Source organism: Oryzihumus sp. (assembly GCF_036391795.1).
Taxonomy (GTDB): domain Bacteria; phylum Actinomycetota; class Actinomycetes; order Actinomycetales; family Dermatophilaceae; genus Oryzihumus.
In genome coordinates this window covers 1-7203 of sequence record NZ_DASVZH010000214.1, presented here as the reverse complement: position 1 = coordinate 7203, position 7203 = coordinate 1, and the positions used below count along the sequence as shown (strand labels likewise).

Sequence of the window (7203 nt, the reverse complement as noted above, 5' to 3'; positions counted from 1 at the left end):
CGCGGCGGTGGCCAGGCCCGCCAGGGCCACGACGAAGGTCACGGCGACGGCGGGACGGCGCCGGCCCAGCACGCCCGCCGCCGCCGCGAGCAGGAGGGTCACGAGGGTGACGCTGCCCAGCAGGACCGGCTTGTCGTTGGTCCCGAAGTGGGCCACCGCCCACTCCTTGACCGGGGTGGGGGTCGCATCGATGACGGTCGAGCCGACCGCCAGCACCGGCGAGGCCGCCGGGTTGGTGAGGCCCGCCACCAGGTGACCGGCCGCGATACCTGCCACGGCGGCGAGCACGCCGGTGGCGGCGTGGCGCCACGAGGCGCTGACAGCCGTGCGGATCCCCATGCCTGGTCTTCGGCGCGCAGCCCCGTCCGGATGGGTGCGGACCCGATCGCCTACCGTGGGTGGCGTGAGCGAACCGTCCCGCCGCCGAGCGCGCCGCGCGCCCAGGATCGGCCCGTTCCTGCTGACCGGGGGCCTGCTGGGCCTGGTCGCCGGGCTGGTCGTCAGCGCCGTGGGGCCGGCCACCAACCGCTACGGGGCGATGGGTGAGCTGGGCTTCCTCGGGGTGGGCTGCGCCGCGCTGGGCGTGCTCCTCGCCGGGATCGTCTTCATCCTGCTCGACCGACGCGGCTGAGCGCCCGGACCGCTGTGCGAGACTGGGCCCGTGGCACGCGGTGACGGGCACTTGTCCCACGACCTCCTCCCCGGCGAAAAGGGCCCGCAGGACGCCTGCGGCGTCTTCGGTGTCTGGGCGCCCGGCGAGGACGTCGCCAAGCTGACCTACTTCGGGCTCTACGCGCTGCAGCACCGCGGGCAGGAGTCGGCCGGCATCGCGACCAGCGACGGCAAGCGCATGCTGGTCTACAAGGACATGGGCCTGGTCTCCCAGGTCTTCGACGAGACCAGCCTCGGCTCACTCAAGGGGCACCTCGCGGTCGGGCACTGCCGCTACTCCACCACCGGTGGCAGCACGTGGGAGAACGCCCAGCCGACCCTCGGTGGCACCGACCAGGGCACCGTGGCGCTGGCCCACAACGGCAACCTCATCAACTCCGCCGAGCTGCGCGACCTGCTCCGGGAGCGCAACGAGCAGGGCTTCTCCGGCCACGTCGGCGGTGAGCTGCGCCGGGGCAACACCACCGACACCGCGCTGGTCACCGCGCTGCTCACCGACGACCCCGACCGCAGCCTCGAGGCGGCCGCGCTGGACGTCCTGCCCCGGCTGCGCGGCGCGTTCTGCTTCGTCTTCATGGACGAGCAGACGCTGTATGCCGCCCGCGACCCCCAGGGCATCCGCCCGCTGGTCCTCGGCCGCCTCGAGCGAGGCTGGGTGGTCGCCTCCGAGACCGCGGCGCTCGACATCGTCGGCGCCAGCGTGATCCGCGAGGTCGAGCCCGGCGAGCTGATCACCATCGACGCCGACGGCCTGCGCTCGCGCCGGTTCGCCGAGCCCGAGCCCAAGGGCTGCGTCTTCGAGTACGTCTACCTGGCCCGCCCGGACACCACGATCAACGGTCGCGGCGTGCACGAGGCCCGGGTCGAGATGGGCCGCCAGCTGGCCCGGGAGCACCCGGTCGAGGCCGACATGGTCATGCCGACGCCGGAGTCCGGCACGCCGGCGGCGATCGGCTACGCGCAGGAGTCCGGCATCCCCTACGGCCAGGGCCTGGTCAAGAACTCCTACGTCGGGCGCACCTTCATCGCGCCGAGCCAGACCATCCGCCAGCTCGGCATCCGGCTCAAGCTCAACCCGCTGCGCGAGGTCATCCGCGGCAAGCGCCTGGTCGTCGTCGACGACTCGATCGTGCGCGGCAACACCCAGCGGGCGCTGGTGCGGATGCTGCGCGAGGCCGGCGCCGCCGAGGTGCACGTGCGCATCTCCAGCCCGCCGGTGCGCTGGCCCTGCTTCTACGGCATCGACTTCGCGACACGAGCCGAGCTCATCGCCACCGGACTCGGCGTCGAGGAGATCCGCGCCAGCATCGGCGCCGACAGCCTGGGCTACATCAGCGAGGACGGCATGATCGTCGCCACCGAGCAGCCCCGCGAGCGGCTGTGCACGGCGTGCTTCACCGGGGTCTACCCCGTGGAGCTGCCCTCGCAGGACCGGCTCGGCAAGGGCCTGCTGGAGCTGGAGCTGCCCATCGAGACCGGCCGGGTCGAGGCGTCCGACGCCGGCACGGTCGACGTCGAGGGTGTCAGCACCGGCGTCGGCGGCGGCGCCTCCGACTCCCTGTCCCGCCCCTGACCGGCACGACCCCGACCGCACCCGGCCGCACGGCACACCGGAGGACTGATCCCGCCATGACCACCCCGAGCACCCCCATCACCTACGCCGGGGCCGGTGTCGACGTCGAGGCCGGCGACCGCGCGGTCGAGCTGATGAAGGCCTCGGTCCGGCGGGCGCAGCGCCCCGAGGTGCTCGGCGGCCTGGGCGGCTTCGCCGGGATGTTCGACGCGTCCGCGCTCAAGGGCATGGCCCGGCCGGTGCTGGCCACCTCCACCGACGGCGTCGGCACCAAGGTGGCCATCGCCCAGCGGATGGACAAGCACGACACGATCGGCTTCGACCTGGTCGGCATGGTCGTCGACGACATCGTGGTGTGCGGGGCCGAGCCGCTGTTCATGACCGACTACATCGCCACCGGCCGCGTGGTCCCCGAGCGGATCGCGGCGATCGTCTCCGGCATCGCGGCCGCCTGTGAGGTCGCGGGGACCGCCCTGGTCGGCGGCGAGACCGCGGAGCACCCCGGCCTGCTCGGCCCGGAGGAGTACGACGTGGCCGGTGCCGCGACCGGCGTCGTGGAGCACGACGACGTGCTGGGTCCGCAGCGGGTCCGGCCCGGTGACGCCGTCGTGGCGCTGGCCTCCTCGGGCCTGCACTCCAACGGCTACTCGCTGGTGCGTGCGGTCTTCGACCGCGCGGGCTGGGCGCTGGACCGCCACGTCGAGGAGCTCGGTCGCACCCTCGGCGAGGAACTGCTCGAGCCCACCCGCGTCTACGCCCGCGACCTGCTCGGCCTGATCCGCACCCCCGGGCTCGACGTGCACGCCCTGAGCCACGTCACCGGCGGTGGCCTGGCCGCCAACCTGGCGCGGGTGCTGCCGCAGGGCACGTTCGCCCGCCTGGACCGCGGCTCGTGGACGCCGCCGCCGGTCTTCACGCTGGTGCAGCAGCTCGGGCAGGTGCCGGTCGCCGACGTGGAGCGCACGCTCAACATGGGTGTCGGCTTCGTGGCGGTGCTGCCGGCGGAGCAGGCCGACCTGGCGGTGCGCACCGCGCAGGCATCCGGGCTGCCGGCCTGGGTGCTCGGCGAGGTGAGCGACCGCGCGGCGGCAGCGGTGCAGGAGGGTGTCGAGGTCGTCCACGGCGCCAAGGGCGTCGACGGTGGGGCGGTCCAGGTCGTGGGGACCCACCCGGCCTGACCGCGCGGGGCGTCCGGCCCCAGGTCAGGCGGCGGCGTCAGCCTGCCGTGGTGCGGGCGGCGCGCCGTGCGGGGTGACGCGCGCACGTGGCGGCGTCACGGCATACCGGCTCGACCTGGGTGTCCGAGGCAGCTCACGGCACGCGGCAGTCAGCCACCGGTGCGCGCCGCCGCGAGGGGCGGTGCACATGACAAGGTGCCGTCACCGCTCTCGCGGCAGCAGCACCCGGTGGAAGGGTGAGGGTGATGACCTGCCCGCCCGGAGGACGGGACTGACGGCGCCGCGCCCCGGAGGGCGCGGCGCATGAGGTCAGCGTTGGCCTGACGCCCACTTCCCGTAGTCGTCGTCGTAGTCCTCGCCGTCGTCGACGTCGGAGCTGCGCTCCGGCTCGGCGTACGACGATCCGTGCAGTTCTCGCTCAAGCGCGCTCAAGTCAGTGTCGGGGGAGAAGTACTTCAGCTCCCGAGCGACCTTCGTCTGCTTGGCTTTGGCCCGGCCGCGCCCCATGGCGTCGACCCCCTCATGCGTCTGCCGGGACGGCATCGCTCGGTCGAGCCCACTGGTCAGCGAGTTCGACTCCACGGAGCGGTCCCGGGAATCTCGTATTTCGTGGTGGTAACGCTACAGGAGCAATGCAAATTCGCGCTGCCCGGTGCAGGGTGTGCCGCCCCACTTCGTGGCCGGATCGTGCTCCGCCGGCGCCGGATCCGTGCTGGTCCGGCGCCGGCGGAGCGGCAGATGTCCGACAGATGGGACTCAGCGACCGCTGGGGAGCCAGATCCGGGACGGGTTGCCGACGGTCGCCATGCGCCGCTCGGCGATCCGGTCGGCGGCCACGGCCGGGGAGGTGCCCTCCTGCTCGGCCATCCGCAGCACCGAGGCGGTCGCCTCGAAGATGCCGGTGGCACGCTGCTTGGCCCGCTCGAAGTTGAAGCCGTGCAGCTCGTCGCTGACCTGGATGACGCCGCCGGCGTTGACCAGGAAGTCGGGGGCGTAGGTGATGCCGCGCTTGAGCATCCGGTCGGCGCTGCCGCCGGGGCCCTCGGTGACGAGCTGGTTGTTGGCCGCACCGCAGACGATCTGGGCGGACAGGACGTCGATGGTGACGTCGTCGAGGGCGCCGCCGAGCGCGCAGGGGGCGTAGATGTCGATGTCGGAGCGCACCAGGGACTCCACGTCCTCGACGACGTCGACCTGCGGGTGGAGCACGCGCAGCGCCTCGAGGGCGGCCGGGTTGACGTCGGTGGCGACCACGTGGGCCCCCTCCTCGAGCAGGTGGCCGGTGAGGATGCGCCCCACCTTGCCCACGCCGGCGACGCCGACCGTGCGGCCGTGCAGGCTGGGCATGCCCCACACGTGCTCGGCGCTGGCCCGCATGCCCTGGAAGACGCCCCAGGCGGTGAGCACCGAGGAGTCGCCGGCCCCGCCGTTGGCCTCGCTGCGGCCGGTGGCGAAGCGGGTCTCCTTGCCGACGACGTCCATGTCGGCCACGTAGGTGCCCACGTCGCAGGCGGTGACGTAGCGGCCACCGAGGCTCTCGACGAACCGGCCGTAGGCACGCAGCAGCGCCTCGGTCTTGTCCTTGGCAGGGTCACCGATGATGACCGCCTTGCCGCCGCCGAGGTCGAGGCCGGCCACGGCGTTCTTGTAGGCCATCCCCCGGGACAGGCGCAGCACGTCGGCCAGCGCGTCCTCCTCGCTGGCGTAGGGGTAGAACCGGGTGCCGCCGAGCGCCGGGCCGAGCGCGGTGCTGTAGATGCCGATGATGGCGCGCAGGCCGGTAGCCTTGTCGTGGCAGAACACGACCTGCTCGTGGCGGTCCTCGGCGTGGTCGGGCGACGGCGGTACGACGGGTGACGCGGTCACGGTGGTGACTCCTCGGGGTCGGGTGGGGACGCGCGGGTCTCGCGGCGGAAATCAGCCTATTGCGGAACGTGTCACGGCGGAGTAACTAGTTCTTTTGGGGCATCAGATATGACACGTCTTGATTGTTCCCAAGTCGTCACCAATGTCCGAAACTGATGGTGTGCCCCTGCTCAGAGGGGTGCCCCAGTCCAGAGGAGACGACCATGACCGCGAGACACCTCGACGCCGAGAACTTGCTGACTCCGGCTGAGGTTGCTGCGCTCTTCCGCGTCGACCCCAAGACCGTGACGCGCTGGGCCAAGGCCGGCAAGCTCAACTCGATCCGCACCCTTGGCGGCCACCGGCGCTACCGCGAGTCCGAGGTCCGCGCCCTGCTCGAGCGCGCCAACATGGCCGCCGACCACCAGCACGGCGTCGCCTGACCCCACACCCGGCAGCGCCGGGCCTTGACATCAAGTTCGCTTTAACTTCCAGCATGGGCTCTACCACCGACCAGGAGGAGAGCCCATGCCTGTCGCCGTCATCACCGGCGCATCCCGCGGCCTCGGCCGCGCCACGGCCACCACACTGACCCACCTCGGCTGGAGCGTCGTCGCCGATGCCCGCTCCGCCGCCGACCTCGCCGCCCTGGAGCGGGAGCTGCCCGCCGGCACGCTCACCGCGATCGCCGGCGACGTGACCGACCCCGGTCACCGCGCTGCGCTGGCCGCCGCGGTCGAGGCGCACGGCCGGCTCGACCTCCTGGTCAACAACGCCAGCCTGCTCGGGCCCAGCCCGCAGCCGCCCCTGGCGAGCTACCCCCTCGACGTGCTCGCCCGCGTGTACGACGTGGACGTCCTCGCCCCGCTCGCCCTGACCCAGCTGCTCCTTCCCGCCCTCACGGCGGGCCGGGGTGCCATCGTCAACGTCAGCTCGGACGCCGCGGTGGAGGCCTACGTGGGCTGGGGCGGCTACGGCTCGGCCAAGGCGGCGCTCGACCACGTCAGCGCGGTCCTCGCCGCCGAGCGGCCCGACCTCGCGGTCTACGCGTTCGACCCCGGCGACATGCGCACGACCATGCACCAGGAAGCCTTCCCCGGCGAGGACATCAGCGACCGGCCCGAGCCGGAGACGGTGGTGCCGGCGCTGCTGCGGCTGGTCACCGAGCGGCCGCCCAGCGGGCGCTACCGGGCGACGGAGCTGCTCGCGGGCGCCGCGGCGGTGACGGCATGAGCGTGGCGGCGGTGCCCGACCTCGTCTTCAGCGTGCCCGAGGGGGCGGTGGCCACCGAGCCGCCGGAGGCACGCGGGCTGCGCCGGGACGAGGTGCGCCTGCTCGTCGCCGACGGCTGCGGGGTCAGCCACGCCCGCTTCCACGACCTGGGCCGGTTCCTGCGCGCCGGGGACGTGCTGGTGGTCAACACCTCGGCGACGCTGCCGGCGGCCCTGCCGGCCCGCCGCGGCGGGGCCGACATCACCGTCCACTTCGCGGCCGAGCCGCAGCCCGGGACCTGGCTGGTCGAGCTGCGCCCCGGCCCCCGCGCCGACGGCCCGCTGCGCGACGGCCGCGAGGGCGAGCGCCTCGACCTGCCGGACGGCGGCGTGCTGCGGCTGCTGGCGCCCTACCCCGACCCGCTGGCCGACGCGCCCCGGATCTGGCGGGCCCGGGTGAGCCTGCCGCGGCCCACGGACGAGTTCCTCGTCGCCCACGGGTCGCCGATCGCCTACGCCTACGTGCCGGGCTCCTGGCCGATCTCGGCCTACCAGACGGTGTTCGCCCGCGACCCCGGCAGCGCCGAGATGCCCAGCGCGGGCCGGCCTTTCAGCGCCGAGCTCGTCTCGGACCTGGTCGCGGCGGGCGTGCTCATCGCCCCGGTCACCCTGCACGACGGGGTCTCCTCCCTGGAGCCGGGCGAGGGCCCGCTGCCCGAGCGGT

At 73.5% G+C, this 7203-nt stretch carries 8 protein-coding genes and 1 pseudogene; 6 read left to right on the top strand and 3 right to left on the bottom strand.

Translation table 11 applies throughout. The features are described from left to right. Positions 1-339, bottom strand: a pseudogene (locus VF825_RS13355) (oxidoreductase); the annotation flags it as partial. A gap of 64 nt (positions 340-403) precedes the next feature. On the opposite strand from VF825_RS13355, the gene VF825_RS13350 reads away from it, so the two are divergent. Genes VF825_RS13350 through purM form a run of 3 tightly spaced genes read left to right on the top strand, consistent with a single transcriptional unit; the run spans position 404 to position 3423 of the window. After that, complete coding sequence (locus tag VF825_RS13350) at positions 404-631, top strand: hypothetical protein (protein ID WP_331114077.1); 228 nt, start codon at positions 404-406, stop codon at positions 629-631. 30 nt (positions 632-661) lie between these two features. Next, on the top strand, positions 662-2245 hold the full coding sequence (gene purF, locus VF825_RS13345; RefSeq protein ID WP_331114075.1) for an amidophosphoribosyltransferase: 1584 nt from the start codon (positions 662-664) through the stop codon (positions 2243-2245). A 56-nt stretch (positions 2246-2301) separates the two neighbouring features. Next, on the top strand, positions 2302-3423 hold the full coding sequence (gene purM / locus VF825_RS13340) for a phosphoribosylformylglycinamidine cyclo-ligase (RefSeq protein ID WP_331114072.1): 1122 nt from the start codon (positions 2302-2304) through the stop codon (positions 3421-3423). A gap of 309 nt (positions 3424-3732) precedes the next feature. On the opposite strand, the gene VF825_RS13335 is transcribed toward purM, so the two are convergent. Continuing rightward, positions 3733-3930, bottom strand: a complete 198-nt coding sequence (locus VF825_RS13335) for a DUF3073 domain-containing protein (protein WP_331114079.1) — start codon at positions 3928-3930, stop codon at positions 3733-3735. 249 nt (positions 3931-4179) lie between these two features. Beyond that, positions 4180-5289 carry a Glu/Leu/Phe/Val dehydrogenase dimerization domain-containing protein gene (locus tag VF825_RS13330; RefSeq protein WP_331114070.1) on the bottom strand — a complete coding sequence of 370 codons (1110 nt, stop codon included), beginning with the start codon at positions 5287-5289 and terminating at the stop codon, positions 4180-4182. A gap of 203 nt (positions 5290-5492) precedes the next feature. Between VF825_RS13330 and VF825_RS13325 the strand changes: the two genes are divergently transcribed. The 3 genes from VF825_RS13325 to VF825_RS13315 form a co-directional block, all read left to right on the top strand. Next, a complete protein-coding gene (locus VF825_RS13325; protein WP_331114068.1) occupies positions 5493-5711 on the top strand; it encodes a BldC family transcriptional regulator in 219 nt (72 codons plus the stop codon). Between the two features lie 85 nt (positions 5712-5796). Then, entirely contained in the window at positions 5797-6501 is a 705-nt protein-coding gene (locus VF825_RS13320; RefSeq protein ID WP_331114066.1) for an SDR family NAD(P)-dependent oxidoreductase, read from the top strand. Further along, positions 6498-7203, top strand: a 706-nt coding sequence (locus tag VF825_RS13315; protein ID WP_331114064.1) for an S-adenosylmethionine:tRNA ribosyltransferase-isomerase, incomplete at its 3' end; no start/stop codon positions are given. The genes VF825_RS13320 and VF825_RS13315, both read left to right, overlap by 4 nt.

What these genes read in the sequence shown, in the direction of transcription:
- purM (WP_331114072.1), top strand. Translation starts at nt 2,302, where the DNA reads ATGACCACCCCGAGCACCCCCATCACCTACGCCGGGGCCGGTGTCGAC.
- VF825_RS13335 (WP_331114079.1), bottom strand. Translation starts at nt 3,930, where the DNA reads ATGGGGCGCGGCCGGGCCAAAGCCAAGCAGACGAAGGTCGCTCGGGAG.
- VF825_RS13325 (WP_331114068.1), top strand. Translation starts at nt 5,493, where the DNA reads ATGACCGCGAGACACCTCGACGCCGAGAACTTGCTGACTCCGGCTGAG.
- VF825_RS13320 (WP_331114066.1), top strand. Translation starts at nt 5,797, where the DNA reads ATGCCTGTCGCCGTCATCACCGGCGCATCCCGCGGCCTCGGCCGCGCC.